This is a genomic window from Streptomyces sp. BK340, assembly GCF_007827595.1.
Lineage (GTDB): Bacteria > Actinomycetota > Actinomycetes > Streptomycetales > Streptomycetaceae > Streptomyces.
Window position 1 is genome coordinate 35,478 of the sequence record NZ_VISR01000039.1, and the last position, 20,039, is coordinate 55,516.

Annotated in this window: 17 protein-coding genes and 3 pseudogenes; 12 read left to right on the forward strand and 8 right to left on the reverse strand. The window is 71.3% G+C overall.

Annotated elements, in window-relative coordinates; translation table 11 throughout:
• Nucleotides 1-90 precede the first annotated feature (90 nt).
• Genes FB157_RS42690 through FB157_RS42700 form a run of 3 tightly spaced genes read left to right on the forward strand, consistent with a single transcriptional unit; the run spans nucleotide 91 to nucleotide 2,936 of the window.
• The gene (locus tag FB157_RS42690; RefSeq protein ID WP_145886582.1) at nucleotides 91-996 is read left to right on the forward strand and encodes a universal stress protein; all 906 of its coding nucleotides are present in this window, start codon (nucleotides 91-93) and stop codon (nucleotides 994-996) included.
• A gap of 39 nt (nucleotides 997-1,035) precedes the next feature.
• The gene (gene adhP, locus FB157_RS42695) at nucleotides 1,036-2,058 is read left to right on the forward strand and encodes an alcohol dehydrogenase AdhP (protein WP_145886584.1); all 1,023 of its coding nucleotides are present in this window, start codon (nucleotides 1,036-1,038) and stop codon (nucleotides 2,056-2,058) included.
• Between the two features lie 5 nt (nucleotides 2,059-2,063).
• Nucleotides 2,064-2,936 (forward strand): universal stress protein, encoded by an 873-nt coding sequence (locus FB157_RS42700; RefSeq protein WP_145886586.1) that lies wholly within the window; start codon nucleotides 2,064-2,066, stop codon nucleotides 2,934-2,936.
• Nucleotides 2,937-2,950: 14 nt separating this feature from the next.
• Here the strand turns inward: FB157_RS42700 and ppk2 are convergent.
• Nucleotides 2,951-3,752 (reverse strand): annotated as a pseudogene (ppk2, locus tag FB157_RS42705) (polyphosphate kinase 2).
• 76 nt (nucleotides 3,753-3,828) lie between these two features.
• Here ppk2 and gap point away from each other — a divergent pair.
• Entirely contained in the window at nucleotides 3,829-4,842 is a 1,014-nt protein-coding gene (gene gap, locus FB157_RS42710; RefSeq protein ID WP_145886588.1) for a type I glyceraldehyde-3-phosphate dehydrogenase, read from the forward strand.
• Between the two features lie 41 nt (nucleotides 4,843-4,883).
• Here the strand turns inward: gap and FB157_RS42715 are convergent, their stop codons facing one another.
• Entirely contained in the window at nucleotides 4,884-5,159 is a 276-nt protein-coding gene (locus FB157_RS42715) for a DUF5808 domain-containing protein (protein ID WP_145886590.1), read from the reverse strand.
• A gap of 155 nt (nucleotides 5,160-5,314) precedes the next feature.
• Between FB157_RS42715 and FB157_RS42720 the strand changes: the two genes are divergently transcribed.
• From FB157_RS42720 to FB157_RS42760, 8 genes and pseudogenes are all read left to right on the forward strand, one after another.
• Nucleotides 5,315-8,008: a GNAT family N-acetyltransferase gene (locus FB157_RS42720; RefSeq protein WP_145886592.1), complete on the forward strand. Its 2,694-nt coding sequence runs from the start codon at nucleotides 5,315-5,317 to the stop codon at nucleotides 8,006-8,008.
• 13 nt (nucleotides 8,009-8,021) lie between these two features.
• On the forward strand, nucleotides 8,022-8,753 hold the full coding sequence (locus FB157_RS42725) for a CBS domain-containing protein (protein ID WP_145886594.1): 732 nt from the start codon (nucleotides 8,022-8,024) through the stop codon (nucleotides 8,751-8,753).
• 16 nt (nucleotides 8,754-8,769) lie between these two features.
• The gene (locus FB157_RS42730; protein WP_145886596.1) at nucleotides 8,770-9,267 is read left to right on the forward strand and encodes a flavodoxin domain-containing protein; all 498 of its coding nucleotides are present in this window, start codon (nucleotides 8,770-8,772) and stop codon (nucleotides 9,265-9,267) included.
• Nucleotides 9,268-9,992: 725 nt separating this feature from the next.
• A complete protein-coding gene (locus FB157_RS42740; protein WP_145886598.1) occupies nucleotides 9,993-10,895 on the forward strand; it encodes a universal stress protein in 903 nt (300 codons plus the stop codon).
• 67 nt (nucleotides 10,896-10,962) lie between these two features.
• The gene (locus FB157_RS42745) at nucleotides 10,963-11,124 is read left to right on the forward strand and encodes a PEP/pyruvate-binding domain-containing protein (RefSeq protein WP_261386912.1); all 162 of its coding nucleotides are present in this window, start codon (nucleotides 10,963-10,965) and stop codon (nucleotides 11,122-11,124) included.
• 86 nt (nucleotides 11,125-11,210) lie between these two features.
• Nucleotides 11,211-11,387: a hypothetical protein gene (locus tag FB157_RS47785; RefSeq protein WP_186581934.1), complete on the forward strand. Its 177-nt coding sequence runs from the start codon at nucleotides 11,211-11,213 to the stop codon at nucleotides 11,385-11,387.
• A gap of 606 nt (nucleotides 11,388-11,993) precedes the next feature.
• The gene (locus FB157_RS42755; RefSeq protein WP_145886600.1) at nucleotides 11,994-13,583 is read left to right on the forward strand and encodes an oleate hydratase; all 1,590 of its coding nucleotides are present in this window, start codon (nucleotides 11,994-11,996) and stop codon (nucleotides 13,581-13,583) included.
• A gap of 278 nt (nucleotides 13,584-13,861) precedes the next feature.
• A pseudogene (locus FB157_RS42760) lies at nucleotides 13,862-14,170 on the forward strand (hemin transporter); the annotation flags it as partial.
• A gap of 800 nt (nucleotides 14,171-14,970) precedes the next feature.
• Here the strand turns inward: FB157_RS42760 and FB157_RS42770 are convergent.
• The 6 genes and pseudogenes from FB157_RS42770 to ppdK all read right to left on the reverse strand — a co-directional run bounded on the left by FB157_RS42770 (nucleotide 14,971) and on the right by ppdK (nucleotide 19,907).
• Nucleotides 14,971-15,204 carry a cupin domain-containing protein gene (locus FB157_RS42770; RefSeq protein ID WP_186581935.1) on the reverse strand — a complete coding sequence of 78 codons (234 nt, stop codon included), beginning with the start codon at nucleotides 15,202-15,204 and terminating at the stop codon, nucleotides 14,971-14,973.
• A 109-nt stretch (nucleotides 15,205-15,313) separates the two neighbouring features.
• Nucleotides 15,314-15,445 (reverse strand): hypothetical protein, encoded by a 132-nt coding sequence (locus FB157_RS49085; RefSeq protein WP_261386913.1) that lies wholly within the window; start codon nucleotides 15,443-15,445, stop codon nucleotides 15,314-15,316.
• 38 nt (nucleotides 15,446-15,483) lie between these two features.
• Nucleotides 15,484-15,667 (reverse strand): annotated as a pseudogene (locus FB157_RS49780) (iron-containing alcohol dehydrogenase); the annotation flags it as partial.
• A gap of 333 nt (nucleotides 15,668-16,000) precedes the next feature.
• Entirely contained in the window at nucleotides 16,001-16,648 is a 648-nt protein-coding gene (locus tag FB157_RS42780; RefSeq protein ID WP_261386914.1) for a CBS domain-containing protein, read from the reverse strand.
• 47 nt (nucleotides 16,649-16,695) lie between these two features.
• Nucleotides 16,696-17,079, reverse strand: a complete 384-nt coding sequence (locus tag FB157_RS42785) for a hypothetical protein (protein ID WP_145886604.1) — start codon at nucleotides 17,077-17,079, stop codon at nucleotides 16,696-16,698.
• A 131-nt stretch (nucleotides 17,080-17,210) separates the two neighbouring features.
• A complete protein-coding gene (ppdK, locus tag FB157_RS42790) occupies nucleotides 17,211-19,907 on the reverse strand; it encodes a pyruvate, phosphate dikinase (protein ID WP_145886607.1) in 2,697 nt (898 codons plus the stop codon).
• Between the last annotated feature and the right edge of the window lie 132 nt (nucleotides 19,908-20,039).

The window sequence follows — 20,039 nt, forward strand, 5'->3', positions numbered from 1 at the left end:
CTGAAGGACCAGCGGCCCCTGTCCCGAACAACCCCCCGACACGACGCTGGAATCGGGCCCCCTCGGGTCCCGATTCAGGAGGTGGAGAACATGTCCCGCACCATCATGGTGGGTCTCGACGGCTCGCCCGAGAGTCGCGCCGCCGCGGAATGGGCGGCCCGCGAGGCGCAGATGCGCGGACTGCCGGTGAAGCTCGTCCACGCCTGGGAGCCGATCCCCGAGCACCTGGCCGAAGCCACGCATCGCGGCGCCGAGACTCTCCAGCACTGGACGGAGCGGATTCCTCGCGAGGCCGCCGAGGGACTGCGGCTGCGCCACCCGGGCGTCGAGGTGACCACGGAGCAGCTCACCGGAATCCCCGCCGAGGCCCTGGCCCGGGCGGCTCAGGACGCCGAACAGCTCGTCCTCGGCTCACGCCGCCTGGGCGGCATCGGCGGCTTCCTGGCCGGCTCGGTCGGCCTCGCGGTCGTGGCGCACACCGAACGGCCCGTCGTCCTGGTCCACGCCGGCGAACAGGCCGGGGACGAGCACGAAATGGACCCCGCGGGCATCCCGTCCGCGGCCACAGGGTTTCGTCCCGTCGTCCTCGGGCTCGACGTCGCCGGCCCCGACGAGGCGCTGATCGGGTTCGCCTTCGAGGCCGCCGCTCGCCGCTCGGCGCCGCTGCGGGTCGTGCACGCCTGGAACCCGCCGCCCTACTACGCCTACGGCATGGCCCTGGAGCCCGCGGTCGAGCGGGAGATGGCGAAGGGCGACGGCACCATCCTGAGCGAGGTGCTGCGCCCCTGGCGGCAGAAGTACCCGGACGTCGAGGTCGTCGAGCAGTCGCAGTACGGCAGCCCCTCGCTCCTCCTGATCGACGCCTCCCACGACGCCTCCCTGGTCGTCGTCGGCCGCCGCATCCGCCGCTCCTCCGTCGGCGCCCATATCGGCACCGTCACCCACGCCGTCCTGCACCACTCCACCGCCCCCGTCGCCGTCGTCGCCCACGACTGAGAGACCACCGCCGCACCCCTCCAGAGGAGAGAACAGATCATGAAGGCAGCGGTCGTACGAGCCTTCGGCGAGCCCCTCGTCATCGAGGAGCGCCTCGACCCCGAACCCGGCCCCGGTCAGGTCCGCATCCGTGTCGAGGCCTCCGGGCTGTGCCACACCGACATCCACGCCGCCCACGGCGACTGGCCCGTCAAGCCCACCCCGCCCTTTGTCCCCGGCCACGAAGGTGTCGGCGTCGTCGAGAAGCTCGGCGAGGGCGTCACCCACCTGTCCGTCGGGCAGCGCGTCGCGGTGCCGTGGCTCGGCAGGGCGTGCGGGCGGTGCGAGCACTGCCTGTCCGGCTGGGAGACGCTGTGCGAGCAGCAGATCAACACCGGGTACGGCTGCGACGGCGGCTATGCCGAGAAGATGCTCGCCTGGGCCGACTTCGCCCAGCCGGTGCCCGACGGCGTCACCCCGTTCGACGCCGCCCCACTGACCTGCGCCGGCGTCACCACGTACAAGGCCCTCAAGGTCGCCGACGTCCGCCCCACCCAGCTCGTCGCGATCTCCGGCGTCGGCGGCCTCGGCCACCTCGCCCTGCAGTACGCCAAGATCGCCGGGGCCACCGTCGCGGCCATCGACGTGACCGACGACAAGCTCGAACTCGCCGCGCAACTCGGCGCCGACCTCGTCATCGACGCCCGCAAGCAGGACGTCGGCAAGGAGCTGAAGAAGCACGGCGGCGCCCACGCGGCGATCGCGCTCGCCGTGAACCCGGCCGCGTTCGAGGCCGTCAACTCCGGCCTGCGGCGCGGCGGAAAGCTCGTCATGGTGGCCCTGCCCGCGCACGGCACACTCCAGGTCCCGATCTTCGACACCGTCCTCAACGGCACCTCGGTGATCGGCTCGATCGTGGGCACGCGGCAGGACCTCGCCGAGGTCTTCCAGCTCCACGCGGCTGGCCGCACCAAGGTCATCTATGAGACCCGCCCGCTCGCCTCCGTCAACGAGTCCATCGACGCGGTGTTGCGCGGCGAGATCAAGGCCCGGATCGTCTTCGACCTGGACGCGGGAAGGTGAGCACGATGGAACTCGCCCTGGTCGTCGGCGTCGACGGTTCCGAGCCGAGCCTGCGCGCCGTCGACTGGGCGGCCGACGAGGCCGCCCTGCGCGGGCTGCCGCTGCGACCGGTGTACGCCTCGCTGTGGGAACGGTACGAAGGCACCGCGCTCGCAAAGGACCTCGGCAAGCCCTCCGAACAGGTGAGGGCCGAGAACATCGTGGAGGCCGCCACGCGCCGTGCGCACGGCCGTCAGGCGGACGTGAAGATCACTGTCGAAGTGCTGCCCGAGGAACCCGAGTACGCGCTGGTCCGCGAGAGCCGCACCGCTGCTGCCGTGGTCCTGGGTTCACGCGGCCGCAGCAGCCTGGCCGAGGCGCTCCTCGGCTCCGTCAGCGTCACGGTGGCCGGCCACGCGCACTGCCCCGTGATCGTGCTGCGTGGCAGCCACGACAACCGGGCCGCATCTGGCAGGCACGGCCGCATCGTCGTGGGCGTCGGCGAGGAGCCGGTGGACGCGGCTGCGGTGCGCTTCGCCGCCGAGGAGGCACGGCGCCGAGGCGTGCCGCTGGAAGCCGTGCGGGCCTGGCGTTGCCCCGCGCACGAGACGACCGACCACCCCCTGCTGGCGGGTGAACCGGCCCGACTGCATGAGGAGCGGGCCGCGGAGATGCTGGAAGCGGCCCTGCGGGACGTCCCGGCTGACGTGGAGGTGCATCGGCGTACCGTCGAGGGCCACGCCCGCCAGGTCCTGAGCGACGCCTCGGCCGACGCCGACCTGCTCGTCGTCGGAGCCCGGCGCCGCGAGGGCCACTACGGCCTCCAACTCGGCCGCGTCGCCCACGCGGTGCTGCACCACGCCAGCTGTCCCGTCGCCGTCGTACCGCAGCGGGCATGAGCGAGATGACCGGTTTACAGGCCGGCCGCGTGATCGGGGACGTAGGTCTGCAAATCGCGCGGCGGCCGCTCGTACCCGGTCGACGGCAGCCGCTGCGGCAGCTTCAGCACCGGCGGCGGCACCTCGTGATACGGCACGGAGCCCAGCAGGTGAGCGATCATGTTCAGCCGCGCCCGGCGCTTGTCGTCGCTCTCCACGACGTACCAGGGCGCCTCGCTGATGTCGGTGTGGATCAGCATCTCGTCCTTGGCCCGCGAGTAGGCCTCCCAACGGGTGATCGACTCCAGGTCGATCGGCGACAGCTTCCAGCGCCGCAGCGGATCCTCCAGACGACGCCGGAACCGCTCCTGCTGCTCGGTGTCGCTCACCGAGAACCAGGACTTGCGCAGCAGGATGCCGTCCTCCACCAGCATCCGCTCGAAGATCGGGCACTGCCGCAGGAACAGCTGATACTCCTCCCTGGTACAGAAGCCCATCACGTGCTCGACCCCGGCCCGGTTGTACCAGGACCGGTCGAACAGCACGATCTCCCCGCCGGCCGGCAGATGCTCGACGTACCGCTGGAAGTACCACTGGGTCCGCTCGCGCTCGGTCGGCTTCGGCAGCGCCGCGATCCGCGCCACCCGCGGGTTGAGGTGGTCGGCTACCCGCTTGATCGTGCCGCCCTTGCCCGCCGCGTCCCGCCCCTCGAAGATCACGACCAGCCGCGCGCCCTCCGCCCGCACCTACTCCTGCAGCTTGACCAACTCGACCTGCAGACGGAGAAGTTCCTTCTCATACACCTCGCGGCAGCTTCGCCGCCTTCTTATCGGCCATGCCGCCTCCACCACCGACGACTCACTGAGTCACTTCCGACCGCGGTAGGCCCCCGACTGCAAAGGAAATCCTCACCATGACCGTACGTGTCGGCATCAACGGCTTCGGCCGCATCGGCCGCACCTGTCTCCGCGCGGCCCTCGACCGCGCGGAGGCGGGCACGCAGGACGTCCAGGTCGTCGCGATCAACGACATCGCGCCGCCCGCCACCCTTGCCCATCTCCTTGAGTACGACTCGACGTTCGGGCACATCGGACGCGAGGTCACGCACGACGACGGCTCGATCACCGTCGACGGCCGACGTATTGCCGTCACCGCCGAACGCGACCCGGCAGCCCTCCATTGGTCCGACTACGGGGCCGGCATCGTCATCGAGTCCACCGGCCGCTTCCGCGACCGCGACTCCGCGGCCCTGCACCTGAAGGCGGGTGCCCACACAGTGCTCCTGTCGGCGCCCGGCAAGGGCGTGGACGCCACCATCGTGATGGGCGTCAACGACGACACCTACGACCGGCACCATGACCGGATCATCTCGGCTGCCTCCTGCACCACCAACTGCCTTGCGCCGATGGTCAAGGTGCTCGACGAGAACTTCGGCATCGACCGCGGCCTGCTGACCACCGTCCACGGCTACACCAACGACCAGTCCCTGCTGGACGGCCCGCACAAGGACCTGCGCCGCGCCCGCTCGGCGGCACTGAGCATCATCCCGACGAGCACCGGTGCCGCCCGCGCCGTCGGCCTCGTGCTGCCGGAGCTGGCCGGCGCGCTGGACGGGATCGCCGTCCGGGTGCCCGTGGAGGACGGCTCGCTCACCGACCTCACGGTGGTGCTGAACCGTGAGACCACGGCGGACGAGATCAACACCGCCTTCGCCGCGGCGGCCGAGGGACCGCTGAACGGCATACTGCGCGTCTCGACGGCCCCCATCGTCTCCCGCGACGTCATCGGCGACCCGGCCTCCTGCGTCCTCGACGCCGCGCTCACCCAGGCCAACGGCACCCTCGCCAAGGTGTTCGGCTGGTACGACAACGAATGGGGTTACACGAACAGGCTCCTCGACCTCACCGCGCTGGTCGCCGACGTCTGATGGACAACGGCCAGCAGCTGTAGGTGGCCGCCGGAACCCGGTCAACGACGACGGCGTAGCCCACGGGTCACACGGGCCAGGTTCAGCCCGTATCCGACGCCGAAGGCGTGCGGCGTGAAGAAGGCGTCGCTGTCGGGATCCCAGAACTCGCGGGCGATCCTCTCCGGAGTGGGCCGCCGGAAGTCGGACGGGAGGCCGAAGATGCGCCCTGTCCATGTGCGCGCCTTTGGGGGTTGGCGCAGTTCCTTCGCCGGGGTTGCAACGACGACCGCGCCGGCGGCAACGAGCACCACGTGCTTTCGCAGTTGCCTGTTCATGGTCAGACGCTACGCGGCGTCCAGGCCCGCGGCCAAGGCCATGGCGCAGCGCAACCAGGGCCGACCGGCCCAACGCCCGGCCCCGGACAGCCCCTGGGACTGCCCTGCCGCCCGCTGGATGCTCGAACCATCGAGAAGCTTGGAGGAGATCCCTGATGCCGGACGCCTTGCTCAACCGACCCCCGGTTCACGCCCTGCTCGCTGACGGCACCACCGTGTGCATCCGTCCTGTGACCCCGGCCGACCACGACCAGGTGCAGGGGCTCTACGAGGAGATGTCCCCGGAGAACCTCCGTCTCCGGTTCTTCTCGCTGAGCCCCCGGTCCGCCGCCCAGGCCGCCGACCGGGCCTGCGCCCCGGCGCACCCCGGCTACCGGGCCCTGCTGGCCGAGACGCATGGTCAGGTGATCGGGCTCGCCGAGTACGACACGGCGGGTGAGAAGGACGAGGCCGAGATATCCATCGCCGTCTGCGACGGGTTGCACCACCGCGGGGTGGGCACCCTGCTCGTCGAGCACCTGGTCTCCGCTGCCCGGGCCGACGGCATCACCACGTTCACCGCCGACGCGCTCAGCGAGAACCGCGAGATACTTCGGCTGTTCGCCGACCTCGGCCTGCGCACCGCCCGCCACTTCGAGGGTCCCGAGGTGCGCTGCACCATCCGGCTCGACGCGGACGACGCCTATCTGTCGGCCGTGGAGGCCCGGGGCCGGGCCGCCGACGTGGCCAGCCTCGAGCCGCTGCTGTGCCCGAACGTGGTCGCAGTCGTTGGTGCCGGACGCAAACCGGGCTCGGTCGGCCGGGCGATCCTGCACCACCTGAAGGCGGGCGGCTACACCGGCCGCCTGTTCGCCGTGAACCCGAGTGTCAACCACATCCTCGGCGTGCCGTCGTACCCGTCCGTGAGCGCGCTGCCCAAGACCCCTGACCTGGTGGTCGTGGCCGTCCCGGCCGCAGTGGTCCCCGTCGCGGCTGAGGAGTGCGGCAAGGCCGGCGTCCGGGCGCTGCTCGTTGTCACCTCTGGCCTTGACGCCGACCAGGCGCAGACGCTGCTGGCCGCGTGCCGCGCCCACGGCATGCGCCTGGTGGGACCCAACTGCCTCGGCATCTCCAACACCGATCCCGACCTGCGCCTGGACGCCACCTTCGCCGCCGACCACCCCCTCCCCGGTACCGCGGGCGTCGCCGTACAGTCCGGCGGGGTCGGCATCGCCCTGCTCGACGGGCTGTCCCGGCTGGGCATCGGCGTCTCGTCCTTCGCGTCCCTCGGCGACAAGTACGACGTCAGCGGCAACGACATGCTCCAGTGGTGGGAGAGCGACGGCCGCACCGGACTGGCGCTGCTGCACCTGGAGTCCTTCGGCAGCCCCCGCGCGTTCTCCCGCACGGCCCGCCGCGTCACCCGCCGCATGCCGGTGCTGACCGTCGACGCGGGCCGCACCGAAGCGGGTCGCCGGGCCGCCGCCTCCCACACCGCGGCCGCCGCCACCCGCACCATGACCCGGCAGGCGCTGTTCACCCAGGCCGGCATCACCGCCACCCGCTCCGTCGGCGAACTCCTCGAAACCGCCGCCCTGCTGCACTCCGAGCCGCTCCCCGCGGGCACCCGCGTCGCGATCGTCACCAACGCGGGCGGTGCAGGCGTCCTCGCCGCCGACGCCTGCACAGAGGCGGGACTGGCTCTGCCGCCGCTGCCCGCTGACGTCGTCGACGACCTGCTCGCCGTGCTCCCGCAGGGTGCGGCGGTCGGCAACCCCGTCGACGCCACCGCCGCCGTCACCGAGGAACAGCTCGTGGAGTGCCTGGACCGGCTGACGCACCACCCGGGTGTCGACGCCGTCCTGGTGGCCCTCGTACCCACGGCGGTCGCCGCCGCGACCGGTGACGACCTCATCCGGGCCCTCACCGACGCCCCCGCGCACCGGGCCAAGCCGGTTGCCGCCGTCCGCCTCGAACAGGACCTGCCGGTCAAGCTGCTGCCCGCCGCCGACGGCGGGACCGTGCCGTCGTATGCCGAACCCCAGGCGGCGGCACGGGCGCTGGCCCACGCCGCCCGCCGCGCGGCCTGGCTCGCCCGGCCCGTGGGCACGGTCCCGGAACTCGACGGCATCGACACCACCCGCGCCCAGGAGATCACCGACACCTTCCTGGCCGCACACCCGGACGGCGGCTGGCTCGACCCACGCACCTGCGCCGACCTGCTGGCGTGCTACGGCATCCCGCAGATCCCGTGGGCGTGGGCGGAGACCGAGGACGAAGCCGTCCTCGCGGCCCAGCGGCTGCGCGGCCCGGACGACCGGGTGGTGATGAAGGCCCACTGGCCGGGACTGGTCCACAAGAGCGAGCAACATGCCGTGCATCTCGACCTCCAAGGCGATGCCCAAGTAAGGGCCGCCTTCCGGGACTTCGAGACCCGGTTCGCGGGGCTGCTCACCGGCGTGGTCGTCCAGCCGCTCGCCGCGCGCGGCACCGAACTGTTCGCCGGCGTCGTCCAGGACGAGGTCTTCGGCCCGCTCGTGCTGTTCGGGCTCGGCGGCACCGCCACCGAGGTCCTCGGCGACCACGCCGCACGACTTGCCCCGCTCACCGACCACGACGTGCACGACCTGATCACCGCGCCGCGCTGCGCCCCGCTGCTGTTCGGCGCCCGCGGCAACGGGCCGGCCGATCTCGAAGGGCTGGAGCAGCTGCTCCTGCGCCTGTCCCGGATGGCGGCCGACCTGCCGCAGCTCGCCGAGGTCGACTTCAACCCCGTGCTCGCGACCACGGCCGACGTATCCGTGCTCGACGCGCGGGTGCGGCTGGTGCCGCGCCGGCCCCAGGATCCCTATCTGCGCCGACTCCGCTGAGGAGGAACCCGAGATGAAGCACAACAAGATCGGCTCCGTGATGACCACGGACGTCGTCCGTGCCTCCTACGGCACCCCCTTCAAGGAAGTCGCCCGGCTGCTCGCTGACCACAGGATCAGCGGACTGCCGGTCGTGGACGAGGACCAGAAGGTCATCGGCGTCATCTCCGAGACCGACCTGATGGCCCGCCAGGCCGAAACCCCCGACCCGTACGAGCCGAAGCACCGCTCGCTCATCGCGGCGTTGACGCGCGACGGCAGGCGGAGGGCCGCCAAGGCCACGGCCCGCACCGCCGGCCGGCTGATGACCGAGCCGCCCGTCACCGTGCGCGCCGAGGACACCATCGTCGAGGCCGCGCGGACCATGGCCCAGCGGCGCGTGGAGCGGCTGCCGGTCGTGGACGACGAGGACCGGCTCGTCGGCATCGTCACCCGCCGGGACCTGCTCCAGGTCTTCCTCCGGCCGGACACGGAGATCCGCGACGAGGTGGTCGAGGAAGTCCTTGGCCGCGCGCTGTGGCTGCCGCCGCAGAGCATCGACGTCTCCGTGGTGGAGGGTGTGGTCACGATCGCCGGCCACATGGAGCGCAAGAGTGAGACGGAGATCGCCGTCTCCATGACCAAGCAGATCGACGGCGTGGTCGCGGTGGTCGGCAACCTCACCTACCGCGCGGACGACAGCCACGTCCAGCCCGCCGAGCAGGCCCTGCATGGCGTGGCCGACGACTGGCTGCGCCGCCTGTGAGGGGAGGCGGACTGCCATGACCGGCAGGGTCCTGGTCGCCTACGGGACGACGAACGGATCGACCGCGCAGATCGCCGAGGCCGTCGCCCAGGTCCTGTGCAAGGAGGGGCTGACGGCCGAGGCGCGGCCTGCGCCATCGGTGGCGAGCATCGAGACATACGACGCCGTGGTGATCGGGGGCGCACTGTACGCCGGCCGCTGGCACAAGGACGCGCGCCGCTTCGTCCGCCGCCACCACCGCGCCCTGGCCGCACGCCCGCTGTGGTTCTTCAGCAGCGGACCGCTGGACGCTTCAGCCTCGGAGCGGAACATCCCGCCCGTGCCCGGCGTCAGGCGCGCCATGGACCGGCTCGGCGTCAGGGAGCACATCACCTTCGGCGGCTCCCTGGAGGAGGGCGCGCGGGGCAGAGTCGCACAGATGATCCTCCGCAACGGCAAGGGCGGCGACTTCCGCGACCTCCCCGCGATCGAGGCCTGGGCGGAGCGGCTCGCAGAAGAAATGACGGTTGCTTAGGGCATCGCCTCCCTGCCTTGCCGGGCCTGCGTCTCACGGCACGACGGCCACCGGACACCGGGCTTCGCGCAACAAGGCGTGCACGAAGCCCAGGTCCCCGCCAAAGCCGCGTACCACGACCAGGAGTGCGGCGCCCGCGACATGGTGGAGCAACGCATGGGCGGGGTCGAGCAATACGCCGTCCTCAAGCACCGGAACCCGCGGTTACTTCACCCGGCCAAGGCCGCAGCGCGTCGGCCAGCAGTTGCACTTCATGGTCCTCCCGGCACGGTCATCCTCGGGAACACCGAAGGGCAACCCGGCGGCGCAGGAGGGAAGTTCCCAGGCATGTAGGGCGTGCAGCCGTACACCCGACCCTGGGCGGGTGTCGTCCCCCGCCGCGGACAGGTCGAGCACGAGCATCGCCGTGGTACTCAGATGGTTCGGCGGTGAGCCGCAACGCACCTCGAGCGGCAGGTCGCGCAGCGACGCCTCGTGCGCCGGCCATTCCACGACCGTATGACTACGGCCTGTCCCGCCGGCGCAGGCAAGGATGACCCGGCTCACGACGATCGCCTCCCTGGCACACGAGTGAGCCGCTCTCACGCCTCTCACCGTGCCGACCGTCCAAGGACCGGCGCAGGGGCCGAACGGACCTGCGAGAGCCCTTGCGGCCCATAGCAGACCGGGTCCCCTCAGGAAGATGCTGGCAGTACCGAGCAGAACAAGCGCAGGAGGTGCGCACCATGCTGTCGCCTGTCATCGCCGGAGTAGACGGATCGCCCGAGAGCCTCGCCGCCGCCGAGTGGGCCGCCCGCGAGGCCGTGCGTCGTGACCGACCGCTGCGACTGGTGCACGCCTGGAACTGGCATCCTCTCCAGACGGAAGGGGAGCCGGCGAACGCCGCGCAGCGGCATCTGGCGCGCCGTGTCCTGCGGCAGGCGGAGGAGCGTATCCGCAGCGCCGTACCCGGCGTGCGCCTCACCGATGAGCAGGTCGAGGGCCCGGCGACCGCAGCCCTGTTGAAGGCCGCCGAACAGGCCGACCTGCTGGTGCTGGGCTCGCGCGGTCTGAGTGGTTTCACCGGGCTTCTCGTCGGCTCCGTCGCCCAAGGGGTGGTCGCGAAGGCCATCCGTCCCGTGGTCCTCGTACGGGCAGGGGAGGAGGCGGAGGACGAGCACGTCCCGGCAGACGGCGGTAGCCCGTCCATCCGGACCGGCTACCTCGATGTGGTGCTCGGCATCGACCTCGCTGATGCCTGCGACGAGGTGATCGAGTTCGCGTTCGGGGAAGCGCAGTTGCGGCAGGCCCGGCTGCGTGTCGTGTACGCCTGGCAGCCGCCTTCTGCCATCAGCCTCGGCCCAGGAGACATCGCTCTGGTCAACGATCCCGAGCGGGCCGAGGAGTGGCAGGGATTCCTGTCCGCTGTCCTGAAGGTGTGGCGGGACAAGTACCCCGGGACCGAGGTCCTGGAGACCGTTGTGGAGGGCAAGGCCTCCACCGCGCTGGTCCGGGCCGCCTCCGCGGCGAGCCTCCTCGTCGTCGGCCGCCGCCTGGCCGAGCGGCCGACGGTTCCGCGCATCGGCCCCGTCACCCAGGCCGCCGTCCACCACGTCGGCTGCCCGCTGGCCGTTGTGCCCCACGAGTGAGAGACCGGAGAGCGCGATGAGCACACCGACGACGTACGTGTACGCATTCGCCTAAGGCAGCCGGGAGTTGACCGACCTGCCCGGCGGCAAGGGCGCCGGCCTGGCCGAGATGACCGGGTTCGGGCTGCCCGCGCCGCCGGGCTTCACCGTCACCACCCGCAGCCCGGGTGTTGCGCGTGCTGGGCTCGCCCTGACCTCCCCTGGTGGAAGAGGAGGCCAGGGCGTGTGACCGGAACCGCATCCACCGGGGGGCGTGGATCTGCAGCTCCACCCCTTCGTTCCCGCCGCCCAAACGGGGGCACGCTCGCGCCGCCGGTGAGGACGGGCCTGAGGGCTGTCGCGGAGCGCGAGCACAGCGTGGACTGGTGGGCGGTCGCCGCCGTGCCCTCCGCGGTGGTCGGGCTGTTCCTCACCCTCGCGGTCCTCTATGGACGGGTGCTCCGACACCACCGCTTGACCCAACCGATCGCCGTCCGTGACGAAGCGCAGTAGTGCCGTGTCACCATCGTGTCGGCAAGCCGGTGGAGAGAGCCCAGCCTGGGCACCTAGCTGGTGATCAGGCTCAATAGGACAACGGCAAGACCACCGAAACCGCCTTGCCGGTGAGACCGACGCTGACCTGGACGTCAATCGCGAGCTCCCGCACCAGAAGCCAGCCGAACCCGCCGGGCTCCCTCGGATCTGTGAGCTGTGGCCGCGGGGGCGGGCGGCTGCCGTCGTGCCACGCCGGTCGTGGGCCGACTCGGCGACCAGTACGGCATGCGCCGGATGTTGATCGCGAGCCTCGCGAAGATGATGGTCGGGCGCTGGTCAGCGCGTTCACGAGCACTCTGCCCCGATGCTCGTCGGCCGTACCCGGCAGGGTTTCGCCATGGGTGCGATGCCCGAGTCCCGGGGTCGGTCGGCGTGTGAACAGGGACATCCGGCCCCTGCCCGCCCCGGTTCCACAACAAGTTCACTGACGGTTACAGGCGCCGGCCGCATCCCGTCGGCGCTGCGCCGTGCGTACACCGCTGCCGCCTCAGGGGTGGGACCGCTGCACGGCTCTTGACCACAGCCGGCCGCCCGCGACAGCGGGTGGCAGAACGGAGGGACGTCATGACCGACGCTCCGCAGCAGTCTCGGGCCTACCTCGTCGGCGGCGGAATCGCCTCGCTGGCGGCCGCCGCCTTCCTGATCCGCGACGGCGGCTTCCCCGGCGAGAACATCCGCATCCTCGAGGAACTCCCGCTTGCAGGCGGCTCGATGGATGGTCGTGGTGAGCCCGACGGATACGTCACCCGCGGCGGCCGCATGCTGGAGGATGAGGCGTACACGTGCCTGTGGAATCTCCTGGAAACCATCCCTACCCTCACCGACGGGACCATGTCGGTGCGCGAGGAGATCCGCGAGTTCAGCGCCAAGTGGCCCACCGACGCCAAGGCCCGCCTCATCGGCAAGGACGCCGAGATCCTTGACGCCTCCGACTACGGCCTCGACACCCGGGACCGCATGGAGCTGACCCGGCTGCTCGTCCTCCCGGAGGCGGTGATCGGGGCGCGCCGGATCGAGGACTTCTTTTCCCCGCACTTCCTCGAGACCAACTTCTGGGCGATGTGGCGCACCACGTTCGCCTTCCAGAACTGGCACAGCGCCATCGAGCTCAGGCGCTACTTCCTGCGTTTCATGCAGGAGTTCCCACGCATGCACACCCTGGCGGGTGTGCGCCGCACGCGGCTCAACCAGTACGACTCGATCATTCGCCCGCTGCAGACCTGGCTGGTGGAGCGCGGCGTGCGCTTCGAGCACGGCGTGCGGGTCACCGACGTCGACTTCGTCACCGAGGAGGACGGCACCCGGCGGGTGCGCCGCCTCCACCTCGAACGCGCCGGACAGCAGGACGCGTACGACCTCGCGGACACCGACTACGCGTTCCTCACCCTCGGCTCAATGACGGCCGACGCAGCCTACGGCAGTGACGACACCGCTCCCGAGCTGATCCGGGACAAGCGTGACGGCGGATGGCGGCTGTGGGAGACGATCGCCGGCAAGGCGGACGACTTCGGCCGCCCGGCCGCCTTCCACGGCAACGTGGACGAGGCGAAGTGGGAGTCGTTCACCTTGACCATGCGCAGCCCCCTGCTCCTGCACCGCATCGAGGAGTTGTCCGGAAACCTTCCCGGTACCGGCGCGCTGATGACGTTCAAGGACTCCAGCTGGCTGATGTCCATCGTCGTACCGCACGCACCACACTTCGAGGGACAGCCCGAGGACGTCTACACCCTGTGGGGGTACGGCCTCTTCGTCGACAACGAGGGCGACTTCGTCGCCAAGACGATGGCCGAGGCCACCGGCCGGGAGATCCTCACCGAACTGCTCAACCACCTCGGCCTGTGGGACATCGAGGAGCAGATCGCGGCGACGACGACGGTGATCCCGGTGATGCTGCCGTACATCACCAGCCAGTTCGCCCCGCGCACGGTCCACGACCGACCGCTGGTCCTCCCGCGCGGCGCCGCGAACTTCGCCTTCCTCGGCCAGTTCACGGAGATCCCGGAGGACGTCGTCTTCACCGTCGAGTACTCCGTCCGCGGCGCCATGCACGCCGTCTACGGCCTGCTCGGCCTCGACCGCGAGATCCCTGGGATCTACCACGCCCTCTCCGACCCGAAGACGGCCATCGGCGTACTCAAGGCCGCCCTGGCCTGACCTGTGGTCGGTCCGGCCACAGTCGAGCACGCCTCGGCGGTCCAGGTTCGCTCCTGTGCTGCCGCAGGTGCCCGTACGAAAAGCCAGGCCCGGCCTCCACCGAAGGGGCACACCGGGCTGCCCGCTTGTGACGCGCACGGCCTGTCGGGGGGCCGGACCGAGGAGCCCAGTCCTCCAGGGCGGTTCGGCCCTATTCCGGGTGACGACTACACCGGATGATCGATGTGCCGGTCGGACCCGCACGACGGATCCCGGCTGTGGCGGTGAACGCCGTCCCCCTGCACGCGGACCGTACCCCGGCCGACCACGCCCTGCGCGCCGACACCCGGCGCCGGATCGAGCAACTGCCCCACGCGAGGGCGGAGTTCTGGTACGAGGAAGAGGCGGCCGAGGAACCCGGCGCCCACACCGGCCTGATGGACCTCGACGGCCTGGACCTGCCCACGGACGGCGATGTGTACCTGTGCGGCTCGCTGCCCTTCATGCGGGCCGTCCGCACCCAGCTCCTCCAGGCCGGCGTCCCGGCGCGCAGCATCCGCTACGAAGTCTTCGGTCCGGACCTGTGGCTCGCCCACGCGGAAGGCTGAGGGACGCTGATGACGTAGGGCGCAGTGGCGCGCGGCTGGACCACATCAAGGGCGGTCCGAGGGCAGAGTACTCGGCGCCATCGCCCTGGCGTGGCCAGACTGCGTGGCCCGGTCCGTGCTGATCCACGGGGAAGCGGGGCCAGGAGCAGCGAGGCCTCGAGAACCTGCCCCGCCCCCAGAGCCACCTGCTCTGCATGGCCTGCCGGGATCGCCAGGGGCCTCGCCTTACTCGCGCCGGGAATCAGCGTGCCGGAGCAGTAGCCCGGTTGCCGGACGGCCGTACGTGAGCGTCCTCCGCCCCGCGGCACCGGCTGCGGCAAACGATGAGAAGTGGCAGGCGGATCAGGAGATCTTGGTGACGGTCAGCAGGACGGCCGCGTCCTCGAGGACCTCGAGGCTGTGCCGGAAGTCTGCCGCGGCCGCCGATCGGCCTGGCCGGCTCACTTGTCCCGGCAGCCCGGAAAGGTCCACGAGACGACGACCCTGGAACCGGGTGACTGCGTCCTGCTCTGCACCGACGGTGTCGTGGAGGCGCGCAATGCGGCGGTGCGGAGTTCGGCCTCGACCGGTTCACCGACTTCATCATCCGCTCCAACGCCGCCGGCAGGTGCCCGGCCGAGGTGCTACGGCTGCTCATCCACGCCATCCTCGACCACCAGCGCAACCAACTGCGGGACGACGTGACCATCCTGCTCTTCGAATGGCGCCCGCAGTACGAGTGACGCGGTACCGCGCCGAGCCTTGCCGGCCGGGGACGCGGCGATCCTGCAGCACGCGACCGGCATGAGCTACGGCGACGATCAGGTGTCCGCTGAGCTGCTGGATGCCTCGGGCAGTATGGGCAGCAGCATGATGGTGGGCTCGGTGGCGCGGACGGTATGCGGCAGCCGGGCGGGCAGGTGGATCCAACTCCCGGGCGTCACCTCGGACTTCTCGTCGCCGAGTACAAGGTCCAGTCGGCCCTGGATGACGACGGGCAGGGCCGAGGTGTGCTCGGTCAGTTCCTGTCCGGTGGCGAACGCGAAGCCGACCACGCGCAGCCGGTCCTCGCGGGACAGGACGCGGCTGAGGGCACGGTCTCTGGCAGGGACAGTTCGGCGGCCAGATCATGGATCACGGTCGTGGACTTGGGGGTCTTTCTCCTCAGGGATTCGGGGTGGTGGGGACGGCGATGATGCTGATGGCGCCCGGATGGGCCTGGTGGCGGCGGAAGACGCGGCGCATCTCCAGGACCCGGCGCCGGGCCGCGGGATCGCGCAGGGCCCGGCCGGCCATGCGCGCGGCGTGCGTGAGCCCCTCGTCGACGATGAGCCTGCGTGGGTGAGGGCGTCGAAGCCGCTGTCGGCGCGAGGACCGGGGCAGGGCTGTCGTGAGTAGAGGGTCGATGATTGCGACGCTGGGGGTGAGGGCGTGGTCGGCGAGCGGGTACTTCTTGCAGGTCGCGGGGTCGGAGATGACGGCGAACGGGGTGACCTCGGCGCCGGTGCCCGACCTCGTACTCGGCGAGCGCCTTGAGGCCGGCCGTGACCAGACGGTCCACGGCGACCGCGGTGTCGGACGGGGCGTCGGTCCGGACGCGGTCCTGGGGCCGCACGTCCTGTCGGGTCATGGTGGTGTGCGCCGTTGTCAGGGACCGCCATGCTCATGCGGCGGCGCGGGACGGGAGGGACGCAGCGGGGGACCGGCGCCCCTCCCTGACTGCACTTTCCGGCGGATCCCGGCGGGCGGGGCAGCCGCCGAAGGATCCCTCTCACGTCCGTCCGGTCCGGCTCGTCAGGGACCGTCGGCCCCGGCCCGACCGAGCTGCCGGACGGCATCTCCAGCAGCGGCTCAGGGGTTCCCGGTCCGGTGGGACGGGGTGGGAGCTTCGATGTCGTCGATGCGGAAGCGCAGCCCGTTCACCACGCCGACCACGCCGTCGAGGCGCCAGACGGTGTGAACGAGCTCCGGTACCTGGCTCCGCGCTTCCACCCGGCCCTCAAGGGTGACGACACCGTCGCGGACACGGACCTGGACGGCGTCGGACGGCAGGTTCAGCGCGGTGACGACGATCTCCTCGGTCACCTGGCGGCGGATGTCGTCGTCCGCGCGCAGGAAGACCCGCAACAGGTCGCGACGGGTGGCGATGCCGATGAGGCGGTCGGCCTCGTCGACCACCGGCAGCCGCTCGACCCCGCGGCGCTCCATGAGCCGGGCGGCGTCCGGCACGGTCTGCTCGGGGTGCACGGTGATGGCGGGGCTCGACATCACGTCGCCCGCTGTTACGGCGGGCGGCGGAGCAAGGCCGTCCCGGTGTGCCTGGCAGCGCATCAGGTCGCTGCGGGACAGGACGCCGAGGACCTTGTCGTCGGCGTCGACCACCGGCAGTCCGCTGATCCGGTGATGGTCGAGCAGTCGCACGACCTCCTTGAACGGGGTCGTCCGGCGGGCGTGCACGACGTCTGTGGTCATCATCTCGCCGACGACATGGGCGATCACGGCGCATCTCCTTCACTGGTGCGGGCCGGGCGGGCGGCCTGTGACGCCTACTTCTGCGGGCCGCCGCGCCACGGGGGCGGCGCGGCCGTCCGGCGGGTGGTGTCGCCTCGGTGGGCGACGCGTTCGGTGGCGGAGCGCAGCCGGTCGTGGAGCCCGTCGGCGAGTTCGCGGGCGCTCGCCTCGTGGACTTGGACGACGACGGGTTCGGTGCCGACCCGGATGTCGCTGCGGCCGGACCATGGCGGTTCGACGTGGTGGGCCGAGGCCCGCTGTACGCGCACCTCACCGCTCACGGGCGGCAGGCCGGGCCGTTCGAGGGCGGCAGCGACCTTCTCGCGCAGGTAGGCCAGGGACTCCTCGTCCACCTCCCCGCCGGCGCGGACCCGCACCGCGGCGGTGGTCTCACGGGCACCGTTGTGCTCGGCAGTCATGTACTCCACTCCCTGCGATCGTTCTCTGACATCTCAAGGCTGCCGCGTTCGCCGCTTTCACCCCAGGGGCGACCAGCCCGGGAGGGTGGAGCGGTCGGCCCCGGCCCGGGGGGCCGAGCGGCCCGCCCTCGTCACCTGCTGTCGCTGCCCCCGGTCTTCTCCAGCGCCGCCCGGCCTGCCTCCAGTCGCGCCACCGGCACGCGGAACGGCGAGCAGGAGACGTAGTCCAGGCCGGCGGTGTGGAAGAAGTGCAACGAGTCGGGGTCGCCGCCGTGCTCGCCGCACACCCCGATCTTGAGGTCCGGGCGGGTGGCACGGCCCTCGGCGACCGCTACGCCCACCAGGCGGCCGACCCCCTCGCGGTCGAGGGTCTCGAAGGGCGAGGTGGGGAAGACGCCCTTGTCGAGGTATGCGGAGAAGAACTCCGCCTCGACGTCGTCCCGCGAGAAGCCCCAGGTGGTCTGGGTGAGGTCGTTGGTGCCGAAGGAGAAGAACTCGGCCTCCTCCGCGATCCGGCCCGCTGTCAGCGCTGCCCTCGGCAGCTCGATCATGGTGCCGACCGGGCAGTCGACGCAGACGCCGGCTGCCCGGGAGACCTCGGCCAGTACCCGCTGCACCTCATCACGCACGAGCCGGAGTTCACGGACGTCACCGACGAGCGGGACCATGATCTCCGCCTTGGGCGTGCCACCGGCCAGCAGGCGCTCGGCCACGGCCTCACCGATCGCCCGGACCTGCATGGCCACGAGGCCGGGAACCACCAGTCCCAGGCGCACACCGCGCAGCCCGAGCATCGGGTTCTCCTCGTGCATGCGGTTCACGGCACTGAGCAGTTCGACGTCGTGCGGGTCCGGCTGCTCTCCGCGGGCCTGGGCGGAGGCGATGCGCACCGCCAGTTCGGTGTGGTCGGGCAGGAACTCGTGCAGCGGCGGGTCGAGGAGCCGGATGGTGACGGGCAGACCGTCCATGGCCTCCAGGATGCCGGTGAAGTCCTCCCGCTGAAGGGGCAGGAGCTCTGACAGGGCACGGTCGCGTTCGGCGTCCGTGCCGGCCAGGATCATCTGCTCGACCAGCTTGCGGCGCTCGCCGAGGAACATGTGCTCGGTGCGGCACAGTCCGACACCCTGCGCTCCGAACCGGCGGGCCCGTGCGGCATCTTCCGGGGTGTCGGCGTTGGCGCGCACCTCCAGACGCCGCACGCTGTCGGCGCGGGCCAGGGCCCGGGCCACCGCGTCGACCACGCCCTCGGCGTCCGCCTCGCCAGAGCCGTCCTCCAGATGCCGGATGACCGCCGAGTCCATCAGCGGTACCGCTCCCGCGTACACCGCTCCGGCGGAGCCGTCCACGGAGACGACGGTGCCTTCCTCGACCACGGTGCCGTCCGCCGCGGTGAGGCGCCGGGCGTCGGTGTCGACGGCGAGTTCCTCGGCGCCGCACACACAGACCTTGCCCATGCCGCGGGCGACGACGGCGGCGTGGCTGGTCTTGCCACCCCGACTGGTGAGGACCGCCTGGGAGGCGATCATGCCGGGCAGGTCGTCGGGGGTGGTCTCCTGGCGGACGAGGACGACCTTCTCGCCGGCGGCGGCGCGCCGTACCGCCTGGGCGGAGTCGAAGACCACGGCCCCGACCGCCGCACCAGGTGAGGCCGGGACACCGTGGGCAAGTGCGGTACGGGTGGCGGAAGTGTCGAACCGCGGGAACATCAGCCGGGCCAGGCCCTCGCCGCTCACCCGCGCCAGCGCCTCGTCCGGGGTGATGAGCCCCTCATCGGCCAGCTGGGCGGCGAGGACGAAGGCGGCCTCGGCGGTGCGCTTGCCGACCCGGGTCTGCAGCATCCACAGCCGGCCGCGCTCGATGGTGAACTCAATGTCGCACAGATCCCGGTAGTGCTCCTCCAACGCCCGCATGTGGTCTCGCAGTTGTGCGTACGACGTCGGGTCCAGGCGTTCAAGGTCGGCCAGCGGGACGGTGTTGCGGATGCCGGCGACGACGTCCTCGCCCTGGGCGTTCGGCAGGTAGTCGCCGTACAGGCCGGGCCGGCCGGTGGCCGGGTCGCGGGTGAAGGCGACGCCGCTGCCGGAGTCGGAGCCCAGGTTGCCGAAGACCATCGTCTGCACATTGACGGCGGTGCCCAGGTCGTCGGGGATGTGCTCGCGGCGCCGGTAGAGACGGGCGCGCTCGCCGTTCCAGGACTCGAACACGGCCAGGACCGCGCGGTGCAGCTGCTCGGCGGTGGACTGCGGGAAGTAGTCCCCCGTCTCCTGCCGGATGAGGTTCTTGTGGGTCTCGACCAGTTCGGCCAGGTCGGATGCCGTCAGGTGCAGGTCGTCCTTGACGCCGCGCAGGTCCTTGAGGAGGGCGAGGGACCGTTCGAAGAGGGAGGAGTCGACCCCCATGACCGTGCTGCCGAACATCTGGACGAGGCGGCGGTAGGAGTCCCAGGCGAAGCGTTCGCTGCCGGAGACCCTGGCCAGACCGAGGACGGACTCGTCGTTGAGGCCGATGTCGAGAATCGTCTCCATCATGCCGGGCATGGAGAACTTCGCTCCGGAGCGGACGGACAGCAGCAGCGGGTCGTCCGGCTGCCCCAGAACCCGGCCGGCGGACGCTTCGAGCGCCGACAGATGTGCGGAGACCTCATCCCACAGGCCCGCGGGTTCGCTGCCCGTTTCCAGGAAGGCGCGGCACGCCTCGGTGGTGACGGTGAATCCCGGCGGTACGGGGAGCCCGAGGCGGGTCATCTCCGCCAGGTTCGATCCCTTTCCACCGAGGAGACCGGCCATGCCACGGTCACCCTCGGTGAAGTCGTACACGTAACGGACCATGACGCGGCGCTCCTCAAGCGTTGGGGGCGTGATGTCTCCAGCGTCGGACGGGGGGCGGATCCGGCGCGAGGTGCCGGCCGTCCCGCGTGAGGGACCGTTGGGCCCGGATGCGGGCTTGACGTTGCGAAGGGA

Excerpts from the sequence above, each read along its gene's own strand:
- FB157_RS42740 (WP_145886598.1), top strand. The coding sequence starts at position 9,993 with ATGCTGTCGCCTGTCATCGCCGGAGTAGACGGATCGCCCGAGAGCCTC.
- FB157_RS42700 (WP_145886586.1), top strand. The coding sequence starts at position 2,064 with ATGGAACTCGCCCTGGTCGTCGGCGTCGACGGTTCCGAGCCGAGCCTG.
- FB157_RS42785 (WP_145886604.1), bottom strand. The coding sequence starts at position 17,079 with ATGACTGCCGAGCACAACGGTGCCCGTGAGACCACCGCCGCGGTGCGG.
- FB157_RS42715 (WP_145886590.1), bottom strand. The coding sequence starts at position 5,159 with ATGAACAGGCAACTGCGAAAGCACGTGGTGCTCGTTGCCGCCGGCGCG.
- gap (WP_145886588.1), top strand. The coding sequence starts at position 3,829 with ATGACCGTACGTGTCGGCATCAACGGCTTCGGCCGCATCGGCCGCACC.
- FB157_RS42725 (WP_145886594.1), top strand. The coding sequence starts at position 8,022 with ATGAAGCACAACAAGATCGGCTCCGTGATGACCACGGACGTCGTCCGT.
- FB157_RS42755 (WP_145886600.1), top strand. The coding sequence starts at position 11,994 with ATGACCGACGCTCCGCAGCAGTCTCGGGCCTACCTCGTCGGCGGCGGA.
- ppdK (WP_145886607.1), bottom strand. The coding sequence starts at position 19,907 with ATGGTCCGTTACGTGTACGACTTCACCGAGGGTGACCGTGGCATGGCC.
- FB157_RS42730 (WP_145886596.1), top strand. The coding sequence starts at position 8,770 with ATGACCGGCAGGGTCCTGGTCGCCTACGGGACGACGAACGGATCGACC.
- FB157_RS42720 (WP_145886592.1), top strand. The coding sequence starts at position 5,315 with ATGCCGGACGCCTTGCTCAACCGACCCCCGGTTCACGCCCTGCTCGCT.
- FB157_RS49085 (WP_261386913.1), bottom strand. The coding sequence starts at position 15,445 with ATGGCCGGCCGGGCCCTGCGCGATCCCGCGGCCCGGCGCCGGGTCCTG.
- FB157_RS42690 (WP_145886582.1), top strand. The coding sequence starts at position 91 with ATGTCCCGCACCATCATGGTGGGTCTCGACGGCTCGCCCGAGAGTCGC.
- adhP (WP_145886584.1), top strand. The coding sequence starts at position 1,036 with ATGAAGGCAGCGGTCGTACGAGCCTTCGGCGAGCCCCTCGTCATCGAG.